Origin of the sequence: Akkermansia muciniphila (assembly GCF_030848305.1) — a bacterium.
GTDB classification, from domain to species: domain Bacteria; phylum Verrucomicrobiota; class Verrucomicrobiia; order Verrucomicrobiales; family Akkermansiaceae; genus Akkermansia; species Akkermansia muciniphila_A.
In genome coordinates this window covers 1,247,586-1,265,228 of sequence record NZ_CP114598.1, presented here as the reverse complement: position 1 = coordinate 1,265,228, position 17,643 = coordinate 1,247,586, and the positions used below count along the sequence as shown (strand labels likewise).

The window sequence follows — 17,643 nt, the reverse complement described above, 5'->3', positions numbered from 1 at the left end:
AGCGTGTTTTACGCTTCTTTTCCAGACAAATATGCCCCGCCGCCCCATCATTGGGCGTGACTTGGCGGCCCGCATCATGGTATAATGCCGTACCATTCAAGATGAAGACGAGCGACTTTTTAGTCATTGGGGCAGGTGTTGCCGGATTGAGTTTCGCCTTGAGAGCGGCGGAACACGGTAAGGTTGCAGTCATTACAAAAGGCAAATTTCTGGATTGCAGTTCCGCCAAGGCGCAGGGCGGCATCGCCGCCGTATGGGACCGCAACGATTCCTTTGAAGACCATGTCGCGGATACGCTGGACGCCGGAGCGGGCCTCTGCAACGAACAGGCCGTGCGCACTATCGTGGAGGAAGGTCCGGACGCCATCCGGGAACTGCTGGAATGGGGGGTGAATTTCGACTCCGGCAATCAGGGAGAGGATTACGAACTGGCCAGAGAGGGCGGCCACACCAAGCGGCGCATCCTCCATGCCAAAGACGCCACCGGACTGGAAATTACCTCCAAACTTCTGGAGGCGGCCAAGCTTCACCCCAACATTGAACTTCTGGAAGACCATTTCGCCATTGACCTGATTACGACTACCAAGCTGGGCCTCGTCACGGAAGACCGCGTGCTGGGGGCCTATGTGCTGGATCGCGTCTCCGGAGAAGTGGAAATCTTCCGGTCGGACCGCGTGCTGCTCGCCACCGGCGGCTGCGGGCGCGTCTACCTGTACACCACCAATAATGATTCCGCTACGGGGGACGGCGTAGCCATGGCCTGGCGGGCGGGGGCCACCATCGCCAACATGGAATTCGTGCAGTTCCACCCCACCTGTTTCTTCAACACCCGGGCGGAAGGCGCGGAAGCGCGCTCCTTCCTCATCTCCGAAGCCGTGCGCGGGGAAGGCGGCGTGCTGATAGGCGCGGACGGGAAGGAATTCATGCACAAGTACGACCCCCGCAAATCCCTGGCCCCGCGCGACATCACCGCCCGCGCCGTAGACTCGGAAATGAAGAGGACGGGCAGCATGTGCGTTTATCTGGATATCTCCCACAAGCCGGAAGGGTTCGTCCGGGAACGTTTTCCCCTGATTTACGAGACATGCAACCGCTACGGCGTCGATCCCGCCAGGGAACCTATCCCCGTTGTTCCCGCAGCGCATTTCCAGTGCGGCGGCGTGCTGACGGACGTCAACGGCCAGACCAGTCTGGACGGCCTTTACGCCGCAGGGGAAACCGGCTGCACCGGCCTTCACGGCGCCAACCGGCTGGCTTCCAATTCCCTGCTGGAATGCGTGGTGGTCGCCAAAAGGGCGCTGAATTCCATGCTTTCCCTGCATCCCCTGAGAAAGGATTCCCCCACTTCTTACGACATCCCCGCCTGGCACCACGGAGATACGGCCCTTCCTGACGAACTTTCCGTCATCTATCATAACTGGGATGAAATCCGCCGCCTGATGTGGGATTACGTCTCCATTGTGCGGACCAATAAAAGGCTGGACCGCGCAGCTACGCGGCTCCGGATGCTGCACCGGGAGGTAAAGGACTTCTACTGGGGGTACCGCATTACGCCGGACATCCTGGAATTGCGCAATCTGGTGGCGGTGGCCTCCCTGATCGTGGACTGCGCCATGCGCCGCAATGAAAGCCGCGGCCTCCATTTCAATACGGATTATCCCGGCAAGCTGGACCACCGCTTCGTCACCCAACTGCACCGATGGTAAACTACCGGCAGCGTCAACAGGCATTACGGAAGGGGTCCTCCGGGAGCCCCCTCCCGTCCGCATGCCTGCTCGCGCTGCTGGTTCTGGTCCCCGCAGGGACCGCCAGGGCGGACATCCAGACAGGGCGGAGCGCCACACGCGCCCTGGCGGACAGCCCCGGACGGCCCAAAGGGCCCGCCATCATCACCCCAACGCAACGGGACCCCCTGCCCCGGGTCATCGTCAAATCGCCCGCGGCAACAGAGGGAGGAAAGCGGCCGGCGCCCCGCATCCTTCCCAGAACGTCCAGGCAAAGCCCCGGCACCTATCCCTGGCGGCTCAACATTACCGCCACGGTCTTCTGGGTGGGGGAAGAACCCACGGAGCGCAATCCGGTAGCCAACCACAAAAGTTCGTGGGATTCCGCATGGCGGGAAAACTTCGGCGGCTTCGACAACCCGGATCCCGTTTGCCGCACGATGGACTTCCGGCCGAAAACATTCATCCCCCGGCAAAACCCCTTTTACGTAGCGCTCCCTTATAATGACGTTTCCAAGGGGGAACATAAGGCGGAGGCGTCGCGGGTCATCCCGTGGTTCCGCCGTGAATACACGGGAAAAGGGCAATCCGTCTGCAAGGGCAGATGGGTGCAAATCGTTTATAACAAGCGTTCCTGTTTTGCCCAATGGGAAGACTGCGGCCCCTTTACCACGGAAGACTGGCCCTACGTCTTTGGCAACAAGCCCCCCGTCAACACCCAGAACAAAGGGGCGGGCATTGACATCTCCCCTGCCGTACGCGACTATCTGGGCATTACCGGGGGAACAGCCCTTGTCCACTGGCGCTTTGTGGAATTTTACCGTATTCCGCGCGGCCCATGGTCCAAATACGGGGATAACAATCCCTTTGTCAATTCCGGGCTGGGAGCCGGAAAAAAATCCCTCCAGTCACGGGAAGACCGCCTGCGCCGGCAGCAGGAAGCCATTCAAAGGGAGCTATTGAAGGATCCCGCAAAACTCAGAAGGGAACTCCAGGGATAACCCCCTGTTCCGCCGCAGCCATGCAACGTCCACGCATTCTACATATTTTCAGCCGTTACAGCGAGGTTGGAGGGGAAGAAATCTGCTTCCATGCCATTACGGAGGCGTTGGGCGCCATAGCGGACGTCACTCCCTTTGTTTACTCAACGGAGGAACTGCGCCGGAGCCCCCACGGCTCCCTGACGAAAATGAGTTATATGCTCCACAACAGGGATGTGGAGAAAAAACTGCGCGAATGCCTGCGGGAAAACCACTATGACGCATGGATCATCCACAATACGTTCCCGGCCATGTCTCCCTGCGTCTATGAACTGGCCCTGAATCAGCCCGCTCCCGTCATCCATTATATGCACAATTACCGCTCCGGCTGCCTCAACGGAGTTTTTTACCGGAACGGAGCGCCCTGCTTTTCCTGTCAGGGCGGCAACTATCTCCCCGGCATCATGCGCGCCTGTTGGAGAAAAAACGCCGCGTACTCCTCTCTGGCAGCCGCCGTCCTGCATCAAACGCGCCGCACGGGAACCTGGAACCGCTTTTCCTCCTACATTGCCATCAGCCAACGCCAGCGGGAGCTTCTCATCCAGACCGGAATACCGGAGAATAAAATCAGGGTTATCCCGCATTTCATCCGGCAACATCCTTCCCCCGCCCCCGGAGCGCCCCGCCGGGACGTCCTTTACGCCGGACGCCTGACGCAGGAAAAAGGAGTCCTGCAACTGGTGCAGGCGTGGGAACTCCTGTCCCCCCCTGGCCGCATGCTCTACCTGATGGGAGACGGCCCCCTGCGCGGGGAACTGGAGCGTTATATCTCTTCCCGCCATCTTGAATCCATCCGCCTGACCGGATTCATTCCCCATGAGGAACAAGGAGCCGTCCGCGCCGCCTGCGGCCTTTCCATAGCGCCCTCCCTCTGGGAGGAAACCTTCGGTATGGTTGTCCTGGAATCATGGCTCCACGGCACGCCCGTCATCGTTACCCCGAACGGAGGCCTGCCGGAACTCATCACCCACGGCAGAAACGGCTGGATTGCGCAGAAACCTTCCGTGGAATCCCTGGCGGAGACGCTGCGCACCGCCCTGAAGGAAGAAGAACGCTGGCCGTCCATGGGCGCGCACGGGCAACAACTTTTGTCCTCCACATACTCCCCCGCCGCATGGCTCCGGTCCATGGAAGCCCTTCTTGACGAGCTTCACGTTTTCCATTCACCTTCCACCCCCGCAATATCATGAGATGGTACACATGCACACCGGTTTCCTTCAAAGGAGACCATACCTTCTTTTCCCGTGATTCAGGCGCTTTCTGCAAGGCCTTCCAGAAAATCGGAGTGAAGAGCAGGGCCATCATGCCCGCACCTGCCCGGGAAGGAGATGATCCCGACCTCATCCGCACGGAATACGCCAACCTGGAAAACCCCGCCTGGTGGAAGTCCCTGGGTATTGACGGCTTGGTCCTGTACGCGTGGGGAATGGGCAAATACCTTCCCATCGCCAGAGCCATCCATGACGCGGGAATTTTTCTGGTAATCTACATGGACTCCTCCGGACTGTTCTTTCCGTGGCAATACTGGCTTCCCATTGCGAAAAACATGTATATCAAAGACGTTTTCATCCACGGAAAAATCAAAGGTTCCGCTTTTTTCCTGCTGCGCCTCCTGAAACAGCATACATGGAACCTCGCCAGCAGGGGACGCAGAAAACATTTGGATTCAGGAGACGTGGTCGCTTTCCCCATTCCGTCCGCCCTCCAATCCGTCGCAGACAGGGAATGGCTCTATGGAAAATCCATCGTCCGGAAACTGCTCCTGGTTCCCAACCCCATTTCTTCCACCTGCCGCTTTGCCGGAGAGAAGCGCAACATCATCATGGCCGTAGGCCGCTGGGACGATCTTCTCTATAAACGCCCCGGACTGCTGATGTCCACGCTGGAACAGGCTCTTGTCCACGCCCCGGAATGGGAAGCGGAAATTTACGGCAATCTCCCTCCTTTTCTCCGGGAATGGCACGGCAACCTTCCGCAAGGCCTTCGCTCCCGCATTCATCTGGCCGGCTATATCCCAAACATTGAGCTGCAAAAGAAACAATCCCTGGCCAAAATCAGTCTTTGCACCTCCCTGTCCGAGGGAACGCACCTTGCCTCCGCAGAAGCGTTGTGCGCCGGAGCCTCTGTCGTAGGGCCCTGCCTCACCCCCCAGCTGAACTGCCTGCAATGGTACGTTTCCCATGATTCAGGCACGCTCAGCCCGCAGGATTCTCCGGAAAGCCTCTCCCAAGCGCTGCTGGAAGAAATACGCGCCTGGGACTCAGGAAAACGCAACCCTGAGGAAATATCCCGCTACTGGGGTTCCCTGCTGCATGCGGAAAATTCCTGCAAACGCATTATTGCCGCCTGTGAAGCCGCCCAAGGCGGAAAAGCCGGCCTCTAACTCCCCAACAAGGCATGCGCCTCAATCCACACGTCTTCCCATTTCCTGTCCGCCAACGCCCCGTAAAGCGGATGGCTCCACAACCGGGCGCGCATGGCCGCGGGGGAAGCCAGCCCCAGCAAAAAGCGCGCCAACTGGGAAGGACGGGCCAGCGCGGGCTTTCTCTGCCCCGCCAGCTCCATGACGGCGGAACGCAGCTCTTCCGGTAACGGGGAGGGTTCCTCTTCTTCCATGGCCGCGGGCTCCATCCCGCAGCACGCAGGGCAATGCCCGCAAGGTCCGGATGCGTCCCGGAAACCGAAATAGGCATCCAGGCTTCTATTCAGGCAGGCGGAAGACGTCAGCGTGGAAACGCAGGTTTTCCAGCGTTCCAGCCCGTTTAGCCGGGATCTGGAAAAATACTGCGCAAATTCCTCCGTAGCCTCTTCCGCGTCAAACCCTTCCGAATACAGATGAAGGGCTGCCTGGCGCATCTCCACTTTCCATTCTCCGGAAAGAGCCAGGTCTCCAAGCCAGGCGGCGGCTTCTTCCCATGAAATTCCCCATTCCACGGCCAGATCTTCCACCTCCCCCTGCCGGCGCATATCCATCCATTGCAGCCGGGCGCATTCCTCCCTGCTGCGGCCGCACAGGATTTCTTCCATCCGGAACAGAGGGCGCACCTTGTAGTACTTGTGCCCCGTCCCCTGCTCCCGTACGGAACCGGAACGCTTCAGGTCAAACAGCATCCGGTCCACCGCCACATCCGGCAAATCATAAACGGAGGAAGCCTCATACAGGGAAATAATGTGCTCCCCCCTGCGGGACAACAGGGATACCAGCCCTTTCATGCCGTACCGGTCCGGCTCCGCCGCATGCAGCCGGTTGACTGCGGCCACGCTGTCGCGGGCGGACAACATCACCAGGGTGAAGGAAGGAAGACCGTCGCGGCCCGCACGGCCGGATTCCTGAACATACGCCTCCAGACTGGCGGGGGGATGGTAATGCACTACGGAACGCACGTCCGGCTTGTCAATCCCCATGCCGAAAGCAATCGTCGCCACCAGCACGTCCGCCGCGCCTGCCAGAAACTCGTCCTGAACCAGCCCCCGCGTTTCCGGAGGCATGCCCGCATGGTAGGACTTGACGGAAAAACCGGCTTTCCCCAATTCGTAGGAAAGGTTTTCCGCATCTTTGCGGGTCCGCGTGTACACCACGGCGGGACGGCGGCCTTCCTCTTTCAACAATTCAACCAGCCGCGCGGTCTTATCCTGCTCCCTCAACGTTTCCACCTGGCGGAAAATATTCGCACGGTACGGAGCAGCCCGGAAAATACATTCATCGCGCACGCCAAACAGGCCGGCCAGATCGCGGCACACCCGCTCCGTAGCCGTGGCCGTCAACGCCATAACGCAGCGGAATCCGTGCTTTTTGAAAAAACCGGGCAGCCCCAGATAATCCGGACGGAAACTGTGCCCCCATTCCGAAAGGCAATGAGCCTCATCCACCACGAACAAGCCGGGAGGGACAAGCTCCATGGCCTGCCGAATCCACGGGGATTCCAGAGATTCCGGCGCGGCAAACAGAAGGCGGACGCTTCCGGACGTCAATCTGTCCATCAGGGCGGCCTTATCTTCCTCCGCTAGGGTCGAATCATACCTGGCGGCGGCCACCCCCAGTCTTTCCAGCCCCGCCACCTGGTCGCGCATCAGGGCAATCAGCGGAGAAACCACAACCGTCAGCCCGTTTCCAAGCACCGCCGGAATCTGATAGCAAAGGCTCTTGCCGGAACCCGTAGGCAAAATACCGATGCAGGAACGGCCCTCCAGCGCACACTCCACCAGCTCCCTCTGCATGGGACGGAACCGCTCCTTGCCGAACAAACGCAGCGTGTCTTCCAGAGTAGAGGAAAGCATGGGGCGAGAATACCATAACGCAGAATACCGGCAAAAGGAATCCTATGACATTGACACGGCGGCGCCATCCTATATCCTCCAGGCAATATGAGACCCTTGAAAACTATCGTCGCCGGAACTCTGGCCCTGCTGGCGGCAGTTCCCCTGTCAGCCCAAACCAGGGCCGCGGAAAATAAGAAACCGAACATCCTCTTTATCATTACGGACGACCACGCCTACCAGACGCTGGGCACCGGCAAAGACGATTCCCCCGTCGCCCTGCCCAACTTCAACAAACTGGGACGCCAGGGCATGGTTTTTGACCGCAGCTACTGCGCCAACTCCCTGTGCGGCCCCTCCCGCGCCTGTATCCTGACCGGCAGGCATTCCCACATGAACGGCTTTGTCTTCAACGGCCAGAAACCGCTGGACGGCTCCCAGCCCACCTACCCGAAAATGCTGCAGAAAGCCGGATACCAGACGGGCCTTTTCGGCAAATGGCACCTGGAATCAAATCCCACCGGGTTCGACACGTGGGAAATCTTCCCCGGCCAGGGCAGCTACTACAATCCGGACTTTATCAGCCTCAAGCCGGACGGCAAACGCCAGACGAAGCGATTTCCCGGCTATGCCACGGACGTGGTCACGGACAAATCCATCCAGTGGCTGGAAAACCGGGACAAGAACAAGCCCTTCCTGCTCGTTGTGGGCCACAAGGCTCCCCACCGCGCCTGGTGCCCTGCTCTGCGCCACCTGGGCAAGGTGGACACCTCCGGCATGACGCCGCCCGCCAACTTCCATGACGACTACGCCAACCGTCCGGAATTCCTGAAGAAAAACCAGCAGACCGTCGCCAATCACATGGCGATTTATTCCGACCTCAAAGTGCTTAAGGACCAGGTTCCGGAAGAGATGCGCAAAAGCATCGTTTCCCCCGGCTACGGCTGGGATCTGGGCGAACTGAACCGCATGACGCCGGAAGAAAAGAAAACCTGGACGGACTATTACGCCAAGCGCACCAAGTCCCTGGTGGACGGCATGAAATCCGGAAAACTGAAGGACCCGAAAGCGTTTGCGGAATGGAAATGGCATGCCTACATGGAGGATTATCTGGGGTGCCTTCTGTCCGTGGACGACAGCATCGGCCGCCTTATGGAATATCTGGACAAAGAGGGGCTCGCGAAAGACACGCTGGTCATCTACTGCGGAGACCAGGGGTTCTACATGGGAGAACACGGCATGTACGACAAGCGCTGGATTTTTGAAGAATCCCTCCGCATGCCCCTCATCATGAGATGGCCCGGCAAAATTCCCGCGGGCATCTGCAACAACGCCATGGTGCAAAACATCGACTACGCCCCCACCATCGTTTCCGCGGCAGGGGCGGACACCCCGGAAAACATGAATACCTTCCAGGGCGTATCCCTGCTTCCCACCGCTTTCACGGGCAAGACTCCCGACAACTGGAGGGATGCCATTTACTACTGTTTTTACGAAAATCCCGGCGAACACAACGCCCCGCGCCACGACGGCATCCGGACGGACCGCTACACGCTTTCCTACATCTGGACCAGCGGAGAATGGATGCTCTTTGACATGAAAAAGGATCCCATGCAAATGAAAAACGTCATTGACGATCCTGCCTACAAAACTACGGTGGAGCAGCTCAAGAAGCGTTACCACGAACTTCGTAAAGCCTATAAAGTCCCGGAAAACAGCCCCGGAGGCAAGGGAACGCCTATCCCCAAATTCGACGCTTCCTGGTAACAGTTCCCCAGGAAACTGCTTTTCCAAGCGCCGGTTTTTCCGGCGCTTTTTTATTTTTCCCCACGGCAGGCCGGCGCGGTCCGTCACGAAGGCTGAAGCTGGCAGACGCCCCTTCCGCCCACAACCATCCCTCAACGGTAAAACCCGCGGAGGGGTCTCAAGCCCGCCAGCTTCATCAATTTACTCATGGCTTTTTCATACAGGAAAAACGCCTGCTGCATGCAGCCAAGCACGGGCATTAAGGGATGCTCCTCTTTCTTTGCGCCAAGCTCTTCCAAAAACCGGTCCGGGTCCTTGTCGTCAAAACCGGGATGCCGCTCAAACGCCCGGCGGCCTTCCAGATGAATGACGCCCTTCCCGGAATACAGGCAGTCCAGATGATGTTGCGCCGCCACGAGGGACAGCAACGTCTGATCGTGCGTGTGAGCCACAAAATTGGAGCGGCAACGGCTCTCTTCTTCCGGAGCTGCGGAAGACACCAGCTTGAACTGACGGCATAAATCCATCCATTCATGGAGAATTCGGAGGCTTTGTTCCGACTTTTTCAAGAAAAGGAATGATCCCTGAATCAGGGGCGCTTTTTCAAAACACCTGCTATCCAGCTTCAATTCATCAAAAACGCTCTGCTTGCACCACCGCGTAAGGTCCCCCGTATAATAGGAAATGTTCACGCCCGGCATTATATCCTGCCCCTTCTCCCGGAGCCATTGGACAAACGGCTGCAAGGAATGATGGAAAAGCCTCCCCGGCGGACGCCCCGCATCCGTATAAAGCAGGTAATCCCCTTCCTCCAAATGTTCCAGCTCTTTGAGAATGATGAAAGGCTTCCATACCCAAAACCCGGCGCCCTGCAAATTCGGGTCGAACCAGGGAACAGCCTCCCTGATTCCTTCCCTCTCCAGGCGATTAAGATTCCAACAGGACAATTCCACAGAGGAATCCGCCAGCCTCAGGCTCATCATCTGCATCCATTGCCGCAAACGGTAGCCGCGGGTCGCGAAAGAACAATAACGGATAGCCATACTCCCAAATTCCGGTGGAAATGCATGCCCCTGGTAAAAAACAGGGGCACATCTTCTGCGCTTTCAGCTATAACGAGTTGTTAATCCGCTGTCAATGGAAAACTTTAACAGAGAATAATTTCCGTACATAGAACACGGGTTGAAACAGGATTTTTTTTATCGCAAAAATTCCATTCAATCCTATAAACCATTTATAATTATTTTTTTATAGTTACACCTAAATTTTTTAGGAACAGACGGATTAACAATCCCCCGTTCAAATACTCTGCCATACCCGGAAATTGACTCATCCCCGCGGCATCTGCTTCGCAGCCAGCCTTTTATCCAAATCAAGGGCCGCGCCAATGGCCGCATCCATGTTGTAGTATTCCCACTCCGCAAAACGGCCTAATAAATAAATGCCTTTCGGTTCCAGGCGCTCCTTTAGTTCCCTGATGAGGGTCCGGCTGGAGGCATCCTGAACGGGATAGGTGTATTCTTCCCAGTGATGAGCCAGATACACAGGGGAAAAGGGAATAAGCTCCAGCTGGCGCCTGATTTCCCCTGCCGCCATTTGCTCGGAAAATTCAATAGTCGCGGTGGTGATGTCCCCGTTATTATTATTTCTGGAAAAATTCCCCGTGCAAATGATCCGGTGGGAACGGTGGGACGGAGAGGGCATGTAAATCCAGCTGTAGTCATTAGGGGAGATCCGGCAAAGCACGGAAGTGGTTCCGTGAGAGCGCAATTCTGAAATCCGGGGGAAAAACGGGCGCAATTCGTCCACGCAGGGGAAACAATCCCCAAGCTGCCTGACATTCCCCGTAAAGACAACTCTGTCAAACAACTCTCCCTGTATGAGCCATTTCCCGTCCTTCGGGAGGATATTTACGGCTTCCTCCCGGTACCTGACCTTAAGGCCGCGAGCCAGCGTATCCGCCAGAAACTGGGAACCGCCGTTTTTCGCATAAAAGAAAGAACTGTGCACCATGACGCTTTCATCGATGTGCCCAATATTGTTCAGCAGGATTTCCGCCACACCCGGCATGGGAAGCTTGTTTTCCAGCCAATCCATGGCAATTTGGCTGATATCCTGCCTCCACACCTTGTTATTGTATGGCGTGAAATAAAGGCTGTTCAGGGTTTTCCCGAAACGGTTCAGAAAAAACTCTCCCAGGGAGCGGGGCTCCGCGGGAGGATTCCTGTAAAGTTCCAGCAACTCATGGACGATAGAGGAACGGACGGCCTCGGGAAACTGGTCGAGGTGGTTTTCAATGGGATAATCCACCACAGCCCCACCCTCCAGGGAAATAACCGCCCGGCGCCGGGCGGAAACAAAATCGCGCTCCCTGTCAAACCGGGACCAAAACCAGTCCAGCACCTCCTGCCGCCGGGAATTGAACACATGCCCGCCCACCCGATGATACAGATTACCCTGCACCTCCGTGCATTTAATCAGGCCGCCGGGCCGGGAGTCCCTTTCATAAACAACCACCTCATGACCTCTCTTCAGCAACATTCCGGCCATGGACAATCCGGAAACCCCGGCTCCGATCACAGCATATTTCATCATGGGATAAAAAGGCCAATTTATTGACGCCCCTACCTGGCAAAGCGGGACAATTTCACGGGATGGAGGTACAGGTATTCCTCCGGAAAGGAGGCAAGCAATTTGTCAAGGTTCCCTCCGGAAGAAGACAAAAGCCCTCCGATGACGGCATTCATGGCTTCAAAGTGTTCCGGATCCTGGGGGAACCAGACGTTTCCCGACTTGTATTGTGTGTCCTCCAGCGTAGCCAGTTTTGTACCGGGAAGAAGCTGCAACGCCGTGGGAATGGCCAGCTCCACAAACATGTTCCATGCGGAGAACACTTCGAGAATACGGCAGAAATCGTCCAATCTCCCTTTCGGAATGCAGACAATGTCCGAATATCCGAAAACGACAGGATAGGAATACCGGTATTTTTTCATCCGGTGCTTCCAGTAATTCAGCAAATGCCATACCCTGCCCTTCAACACTTTCCAATTCGCATGAATCCCGCCGGAACTCCATTTGGGCAGAAACATGCGTACGCGCGACAATTCATCATGCCGCATGAGGTTCCTGGATTTTAAAATCCGCCTGGCTTCCTCATAGGAAGGAACGTTCCTGTTGACGCTTTCCGCATCAATACCGGGGGGAGTTATGGAAAAACGGTGAGCTTCCGCCGTTCCCCGGTAACACACCGGCAGAGAAACGTCCACAAAACCGTCAAGGTAACACGTATCCTCCCCATGAATTCCCAGCAGGGACGGCGTGGAAAATTCGTCAAACCCGGGATTTAAAAGAAGATCGTCTCCGATGATGAGAAGATAATCGCCATCCAGCTGTCTGATTCTTTCCCTGGACTGTAAAATATAATTATAAAACTGGAAAGAATTCCCGTAAACGGAACATACGTCAGGGGCATCCCCCTTGTAATAGGGCATTAATTGAAGCAACCCGGAAAAGCGTCTTGAATAAAGCTCTCTGATGACCGGAATGTTACGGTCATACCGATGGTTGAACAACACAACAAGAGACGTTTTCCGGGAAGAAGTATCCATGGTCGTTTGATGTAGAGGAACAAACCGTATCCTCCAACATAAATCATTGAAAAACAGGATTTGCTCTCCGGGTGCATGCACCGTGTAAAGAGTGGGGGAATACTACACGAATTCCAAATTCGATTGAGGGATTCCAAATTCCCTGAGGTTGAAAAAAGATTGAGTGCGATTATTGCCGCATGACGGGAGGAACTCTCCGCAGAAAGGGAATAAAGCTGATAATCAACCACTTTCTTTGAAATACAGGCTTTCCGGCGGATATGAATATTTCTGCCGGAATGGGAATTGATGGGGAGCCCCGGACGGAATCATGAAGACGAAAGGTCCCGGTCATTGGGGAAACTTATTTTCAGAAGCTCCTTTCTTTCAAAATTTAACCTTGACTCCGAATTTGGAATTCGTCATTTTTAAATATTCTTTTCTGTTACAATCAGAAACCTCTTTATCAAGGAAGAGATATACGGCAGACATAAGCCTGCGGAAATAACATACCAGAAAGCCGCCCGCCTGATGAGGCTGATTCTGGCGGAGAAGAAAAGGCTCCTGCTCTTCTCCTATGCTTCATTCGATAACCGCCCCCTTTACTAAATTCAAGCGGTTTTGGGAAATCCTTCAAGCAGGCCGAGGCTTTGTCTGGCCAACATTCCAATACTGCTTCCGTGTTGCCTGCCGGAAAGGTATTTAAACTTTAAAGACAGGATAAAAAGCCTTCCTTTTTTCACTACCCACAGGGGACCTGCATAAAAGCAGGAAGGAAAATAAACGGGCTGCCCTCCTGCTCCACCCGTTACCGGGAAAATAAAAAAGCCGTTCCGTCGGGAAAGTCCGCGCGGAACGGCCAGGAAAAGAAAACCCTTACAAAGTTAATACCTGTAAAAGTCCGGTTTATAAGGCCCTTCCACCGGAACGCCGATGTAGTCCGCCTGCTCCGGACGCAGGACAGTCAGCTTGCACCCGATTTTGGCGAGGTGCAGCCGCGCCACTTCCTCATCCAGCACCTTGGGCAGCACTTCCACGCCCACGGAACGGTCTTTACGGGTATTCCACAGCTCCAGCTGGGCCAGCACCTGGTTGGCGAAGCTGTTGGACATCACGAAGCTGGGATGGCCCGTAGCGCAGCCCAGGTTGACCAGGCGGCCTTCCGCCAGAAGATACAGGCTGTTGCCGGACGGGAACGTGTAGCGGTCCACCTGGGGCTTGATGTTAAGATGACTGATGCCGGGATACGTCTGGAGCTTGTGCACCTGGATTTCATTGTCGAAGTGGCCGATGTTGCAGACAATGGCCTGGTCCTTCATCTTTTCCATGTGTTCGATGCGGATGATGTTGCAGTTTCCCGTGGTGGTCACGTAAATATCCGCCCAGCCCAGCGTATCTTCCACCGTCAGCACGCGGTAGCCTTCCATGGCGGCCTGAAGGGCGCAGATGGGGTCTATTTCCGTCACGACCACCTGGGCCCCCATGCCGCGCAGGGACTGGGCGCAGCCCTTGCCCACGTCCCCGTAGCCGCAGACGACGGCCACCTTGCCGGCAACCATAACGTCCGTGGCGCGCTTGATGCCGTCCACCAGGGACTCGCGGCAGCCGTACAGGTTGTCAAATTTGGACTTGGTTACGGAATCGTTCACGTTGATGGCCGGAATCAGCAGACGACCGGCGGCCTGCATCTGGTACAGGCGGTGCACGCCGGTGGTCGTTTCCTCGGAAACGCCCTTCAGTTCGGGAAGCCAGCGATGGAAAATGCCCGGAGTTGCCGCGGCAATCTTTTTCAACAGGGCCTTGATGACTTCCTCTTCCTCCGATTCCGACGGGGTATCCACCCAGTCGGAGCCTTCCTCCATTTCATACCCGCGGTGAATAAGCAGGGTGGCGTCTCCGCCGTCATCCACAATCAGCTGCGGCCCCAGCCCGTCAGGAAAGTTCATGGCCTTCCACGTGCAGTCCCAGTATTCCCGCAGCGTCTCCCCCTTCCAGGCGAACACGGGCGTGCCGGATTTGGCGATGGCGGCGGCGGCGTGGTCCTGGGTGGAGAAAATGTTGCAGCTCGCCCAGCGGACGGAAGCGCCCAGAGCCGTCAGCGTTTCAATCAGCACGGCCGTCTGCACCGTCATGTGCAGGGAGCCCATGATGCGTACGCCCTCCAGGGGCCTGGCGGAGGCGTACTTTTCGCGCACGGCCATCAGGCCGGGCATCTCATGCTCCGCAATATCCAGTTCCCTGCGGCCGAAATCCGCCAGGCCGATATCGCGCACTTTGTATTGTTCCGTTTCTGAAAACATGTCTGTAAGCGTTGTCGTAGGATTAATGAAGAAGTTGTTTCAGGAAGGCCAGGCGCGTTTCGTCCAGCTGTTCCCAGGGCAACTCCGGATTGGTGAAATGCCCGTAGTGCGTCGTCTTCCGGTAAATGGGCTGAAGCAGGTTCAACTGTTTCACCATATCTGCAGGCTTGAAGGAAAAGATGCTTTCCAGCGCGTCTTCAATGGATTTTTCCTCCACTCTTCCCGTGCCGAACGTATCCACCCGGATGGAAACCGGAGTGGGGTAGCCGATGGCGTAGGCCACCTGCAATTCACATTTGTCCGCCAGCCCGGCAGCCACAATGTGTTTGGCGACCCAGCGGCACATATACGCGGCGGAACGGTCCACCTTGGACGGGTCTTTCCCGGAAAAGGCTCCGCCGCCGTGGCGGCCCATGCCGCCGTACGTGTCCACAATAATTTTGCGGCCCGTCAGGCCGGAATCCCCGTGGGGGCCTCCCACCACGAATTTCCCGGTGGGATTGATGAAGTATTCCGTCCTCTCATCCAGCAATTCCGCAGGAAGCACATTTTTAATGAGTTTGACGCAATATGAGTAAATCGTGCCACGGTCCACGTCTTCCGTGTGCTGGGTGGAAATAACTACGTTTTCAATATGCTTGGGACGCCCGTCTTCGCCATAGGCCACAGCCACCTGGGACTTGCAGTCCGGGCGCAGCCAGTCCACATGCCCGCATTTGCGCCGCCTGGCCAGCTCAATGAGCAGCTTGTGCGCAAATACGATGGGGGCCGGAAGCAGCTCCGGAGTCTCATTCGTTGCGAATCCGAACATAATGCCCTGGTCTCCGGCGCCCTGCTCCGCATGGCCCTTGCCCTCCGCCTCCCGGGCGTCCACCCCCTGCGCAATATCCGGAGACTGTTCCGTGAGCAGGTTCGTGAAAAAGACGGTATCCGCATGGAAAACATCGTCGTCCTGACTGTTGCAGTACCCAATCTCCCGAATGGCCTGGCGAGCGATTTTCTCCGGATCAATCACCGCTTTGGTCGTCAGCTCTCCGGCAATGATGACCATATTGCTTTTCACCAGCGTTTCACAGGCAACGCGGCTAGTTTTGTCTTGAGCCAGGCAGGCGTCTAAAATAGAGTCGGAAATGTAGTCGGCCACCTTGTCCGGATGGCCTTCTCCAACGGATTCCGACGTAAAGATGTGAGGGGTGTTTCTGCTCATATCGATAAATCTCGATATGTTGATATATTATTCCGCTATGAAGTCAACCCTAAAAACGCTCAAACTCCTGGCAGATCCCACCCGCCTGCGCATCATCAACGTGCTGAATGAAGAATCCCTGAGCGTCGCGGAGCTTCAGGAAATTCTGGGCATGGGACAGAGCAGCATTTCCAGCCAGCTGGCCCAGCTCCGGCAGGAAGGAGTGGTGGAGGACGCCCGCTCTGGGAAAAACGTCTTTTACACTCTTTCCCTGGCAGGCGACCTGCACAACGTAGCTCTGAAAGCCTGCGAGGAACTGCCGGAGGCGGAAACGGACAAAAAAGCCCTTCAGGTCATCCTGGACAAGCGCAAAAACCGCACCCAGGCCTATTTTGACGAAGTAGTGTGCCGTCTGGGCAAAAACTACGCACCCGGCCGTTCCTGGAAAGCGCTGGCCGGAGCCCTGCTCCGCATTCTGAACTATGACGTAGTGGCGGATCTGGGGGCCGGGGAAGGCTTCGTTTCCCAGCTTATCTCCCCCAGCGCCAAACAGGTGATCGCCGTGGACAACTCCCCCAGCATGGTGGAGCTGGGGCAGGAGCTGGCGCGCAAACACGGGCTGGACAATCTGGAATACCGCCTGGGCGACATCGAAGCGCCGCCCATTAACCCCGGCACGGTGGATCTGGCTCTGCTCAGCCAGGCCCTGCATCATGCGCAGAAGCCGTCCAGGGCGCTGGAAGCCGCGTGGAACATTCTGAAATCCGGCGGTTGCCTGGTGGTGCTGGATCTGCTCCAGCATGGCCAGGAAGAGGCCCGTGAACTTTATGCGGACCGCTGGCTGGGCTTCACGCCCGCCGCCCTGGAAAGCATGCTGAAGGAAGCGGGATTCCGGAATATCCACACGGATATTGTGGACAGGGAGCCGGACCCGCCCCATTTCCAGACTCTGATGGCCGCCGCCTGGAAACCGTGACGAGCAGCCGTCTCAATCCATTTTCCACCCGGAATAGCCGGGGCGCCCTCCCCGGCACGCCCTGCGCAAGATTTTTTACGGCACCGGCATGCCGCCGTCCATGAAAAGCCGCTACATTCCGGAATCTCTGTCCTCCGGCAGCCTTTCCTCAGGAAAGGGGCGGCTGCCGGATTGCAGGGCCTCCCGCACTCCCCGGACAATATCCATCATCTGTTCGGCGGACAGTTCCTCCTTTCCCTCAATTTCCTCATCCACCAGCTCTTTCATTTCCTCCAGCAGATGCTCCGGTTCCAGACGGTAAGTAAGCAGCACCCGGAACAGCTCTCTTCCGGCAGCCTGCAAAGGAACCGCAGGAAAATCCGTGACGCTTTTCAAATCTTTCTCTTCAAAGGAATTCAGAAGCTTTGCATACCGGAGGAAAGCACGCCTGAATTCCTCCGGGCATCCGCTCATATCCACTGAGGCTAAATACCGGCGGAAGGAAATTTCCGCCGCCAGATGCACGGCCCCCTCTCCCGTGGATTCCGCCAGCCACGTTTCCTTCTGCTTCAGATGCACCAGCAGAAGGACTTTCCGCATGGCCTCCCTCTGTTTTCCCCTGGGGCCACTTTTCAGTTTAACCAGGTCCAAATCCAGATCCGCGGCATCGGGACACGCCACATCCTGGGCGGGGGCCGCACCCAGGGCAGCCGCCATCATGACAAACGGCAGCCACTTCTTCAAGCATTCCCGGATACGGACCATTGCGGTCAGCAATTACATGAAAGACTCCGGAAAAGCAATACAAATCCAGAGCTTCCGGCATGAAGAAAATCCATGCCGGAATG

13 protein-coding genes are annotated in these 17,643 nt (G+C 56.7%); 6 read left to right on the top strand and 7 right to left on the bottom strand.

Annotation, left to right across the window (positions count from 1 at the left end):
* The first annotated feature begins 101 nt into the window (after positions 1 to 101).
* The 4 genes from nadB to O4G22_RS05520 are packed head-to-tail and all read left to right on the top strand — an operon-like array spanning position 102 to position 5,147.
* On the top strand, positions 102 to 1,706 hold the full coding sequence (nadB, locus tag O4G22_RS05535) for an L-aspartate oxidase (protein WP_094137343.1): 1,605 nt from the start codon (positions 102 to 104) through the stop codon (positions 1,704 to 1,706).
* A complete protein-coding gene (locus tag O4G22_RS05530; protein ID WP_094137342.1) occupies positions 1,700 to 2,725 on the top strand; it encodes a hypothetical protein in 1,026 nt (341 codons plus the stop codon). Before nadB ends, O4G22_RS05530 begins: the two co-directional genes overlap by 7 nt.
* Before the next feature lie 20 nt (positions 2,726 to 2,745).
* Positions 2,746 to 3,954, top strand: a complete 1,209-nt coding sequence (locus O4G22_RS05525; protein ID WP_306702361.1) for a glycosyltransferase family 4 protein — start codon at positions 2,746 to 2,748, stop codon at positions 3,952 to 3,954.
* Positions 3,951 to 5,147 carry a glycosyltransferase gene (locus tag O4G22_RS05520; protein ID WP_306702360.1) on the top strand — a complete coding sequence of 399 codons (1,197 nt, stop codon included), beginning with the start codon at positions 3,951 to 3,953 and terminating at the stop codon, positions 5,145 to 5,147. The genes O4G22_RS05525 and O4G22_RS05520 overlap by 4 nt, the downstream gene beginning before the upstream one ends.
* Here O4G22_RS05520 and O4G22_RS05515 read toward each other — a convergent pair.
* The gene (locus O4G22_RS05515; RefSeq protein WP_306702359.1) at positions 5,144 to 7,042 is read right to left on the bottom strand and encodes a RecQ family ATP-dependent DNA helicase; all 1,899 of its coding nucleotides are present in this window, start codon (positions 7,040 to 7,042) and stop codon (positions 5,144 to 5,146) included. The two genes, O4G22_RS05520 and O4G22_RS05515, sit on opposite strands and share 4 nt — an antisense overlap.
* An 87-nt stretch (positions 7,043 to 7,129) precedes the next feature.
* Here O4G22_RS05515 and O4G22_RS05510 point away from each other — a divergent pair, with 87 nt between their 5' ends.
* Positions 7,130 to 8,788 carry a sulfatase family protein gene (locus tag O4G22_RS05510; RefSeq protein WP_306702358.1) on the top strand — a complete coding sequence of 553 codons (1,659 nt, stop codon included), beginning with the start codon at positions 7,130 to 7,132 and terminating at the stop codon, positions 8,786 to 8,788.
* 131 nt (positions 8,789 to 8,919) lie between these two features.
* On the opposite strand, the gene O4G22_RS05505 is transcribed toward O4G22_RS05510, so the two are convergent.
* The 5 genes from O4G22_RS05505 to metK form a co-directional block, all read right to left on the bottom strand.
* Positions 8,920 to 9,810, bottom strand: coding sequence for a hypothetical protein (locus tag O4G22_RS05505; protein WP_297408103.1), 891 nt, complete (start codon positions 9,808 to 9,810; stop codon positions 8,920 to 8,922).
* A 286-nt stretch (positions 9,811 to 10,096) separates the two neighbouring features.
* Positions 10,097 to 11,362: a protoporphyrinogen/coproporphyrinogen oxidase gene (locus O4G22_RS05500; protein WP_094137336.1), complete on the bottom strand. Its 1,266-nt coding sequence runs from the start codon at positions 11,360 to 11,362 to the stop codon at positions 10,097 to 10,099.
* A 29-nt stretch (positions 11,363 to 11,391) separates the two neighbouring features.
* Complete coding sequence (locus O4G22_RS05495) at positions 11,392 to 12,375, bottom strand: hypothetical protein (protein ID WP_094137335.1); 984 nt, start codon at positions 12,373 to 12,375, stop codon at positions 11,392 to 11,394.
* Positions 12,376 to 13,238: 863 nt separating this feature from the next.
* Positions 13,239 to 14,654 carry an adenosylhomocysteinase gene (gene ahcY, locus O4G22_RS05490; protein ID WP_094137334.1) on the bottom strand — a complete coding sequence of 472 codons (1,416 nt, stop codon included), beginning with the start codon at positions 14,652 to 14,654 and terminating at the stop codon, positions 13,239 to 13,241.
* Between the two features lie 22 nt (positions 14,655 to 14,676).
* Positions 14,677 to 15,861, bottom strand: coding sequence for a methionine adenosyltransferase (gene metK / locus O4G22_RS05485; protein WP_297405369.1), 1,185 nt, complete (start codon positions 15,859 to 15,861; stop codon positions 14,677 to 14,679).
* 37 nt (positions 15,862 to 15,898) lie between these two features.
* Between metK and O4G22_RS05480 the strand changes: the two genes are divergently transcribed.
* The gene (locus O4G22_RS05480) at positions 15,899 to 16,816 is read left to right on the top strand and encodes an ArsR/SmtB family transcription factor (protein ID WP_297405370.1); all 918 of its coding nucleotides are present in this window, start codon (positions 15,899 to 15,901) and stop codon (positions 16,814 to 16,816) included.
* Between the two features lie 111 nt (positions 16,817 to 16,927).
* Here O4G22_RS05480 and O4G22_RS05475 read toward each other — a convergent pair whose 3' ends face one another.
* Positions 16,928 to 17,515, bottom strand: coding sequence for a hypothetical protein (locus O4G22_RS05475; RefSeq protein ID WP_290488834.1), 588 nt, complete (start codon positions 17,513 to 17,515; stop codon positions 16,928 to 16,930).
* Positions 17,516 to 17,643 lie beyond the last annotated feature (128 nt).